At 68.4% G+C, this 1298-nt stretch carries 1 pseudogene; it reads left to right on the top strand.

Annotation, left to right across the window (positions count from 1 at the left end):
• Nucleotides 1–1298 (top strand): annotated as a pseudogene (locus tag FVE66_RS20100) (calcium-binding protein); the annotation flags it as partial.

Consider the following 1298-nt stretch of genomic DNA (forward strand, 5'->3'; position numbering starts at 1 on the left):
GCCAGCAGCATCGCATCGGTCACCGTGCCGCACTACGGCCCCTACCTGCCGCCGATGCCCGATCTCGTGCGTGGCGGCAGCACGCCGGTCGCGGTCGACCTGGATGGCGACGGCTTCGAGTTCACCGCCGTCGATGACTCAAGGACATTCTTCGATATCGACGGCGATGGCTGGCGCCGCCGCACCGCCTGGGTCGCCCCGGACGATGGCCTGCTCGCCCTGGACATCGATGGCGACGGCAAGATCGACAAAGCCGGCGAGATCAGCTTCACTGCTTACAAGGACACCGCCCAGACCGACCTGCAGGGGCTGGCCGCCTTCGACTCCAACCGCGACGGTATGCTGAGCGCGGCGGACGAGAAGTGGGCCCGCTTCGGTGTCTGGCAGGACGCCAACCAGGACGGCGTCTCCGACGCCGGCGAATTCAGGACGCTGCAGGAAATGGACGTGGCATCGGTCGGACTGTCCAGCGACGGGCGCTTCCAGGAGATCAATGGGCAAACGGTGCATGGCGTCGGCTCGATGACGATGGACAACGGCGCCACGCTTGCCATCGCCGACGTCACGCTGGCGACCGGCTGGCAAGCGTTGTCGCCGGCCACCGGCACTGTCACGCCTGCCGGCGGCTCGCCCTTCTCGCCGCGCGGCGAGCAGCGGCAGGGCACCGCCGGCAATGACCTGATCCTTGGCGGCAATGGCGACAATATCGTCAGCGCCGGTGACGGGCGGGATGTGGTGTTCGAGGACCAGGGCAACGACCTGATCGATGCCGGCGACGGCGACGACGTGGTCTATGCGGGCGGCGACAAGGACCTGGTGTTCGCCGGCAGCGGCAACGACGTCGTGTTCGCCGGCTTGGGCGACGACCTCGTGTTTGGCGGCGATGGCGCCGACGCCATCATGGCCGAGGGTGGCAACGACGTCGCCTTCGGCGGCGCCGGCAACGATTTTGTGGCCGGCGGCCAGGGCAATGACGTGCTGTCCGGTGACGCCGGCGACGATGAGCTGCATGGCGAAGCCGGCAACGATGCCCTGTTCGGCAGGCAAGGCGACGATCAGTTGCGCGGCATGGATGGCGCCGACCATCTCGATGGCGGCGACGGCGACGACGTGCTGGACGGCGGCGCCGGCAGCGACCGCATGACTGGCGGCGCCGGCGACGACCTGTATGTCGTCGACGCTGGCGGCGACATCGTCGTCGAAGAGGTGGATGGCGGCACCGACACCATACAGACCGCGCTGGACCATTACGTGCTGGGCGCCAACCTGGAGAACCTGACGCTGGCCGGCAGCGCCGA

This window comes from Lacisediminimonas profundi, from assembly GCF_008831265.1.
Taxonomy (GTDB): domain Bacteria; phylum Pseudomonadota; class Gammaproteobacteria; order Burkholderiales; family Burkholderiaceae_D; genus Lacisediminimonas; species Lacisediminimonas profundi.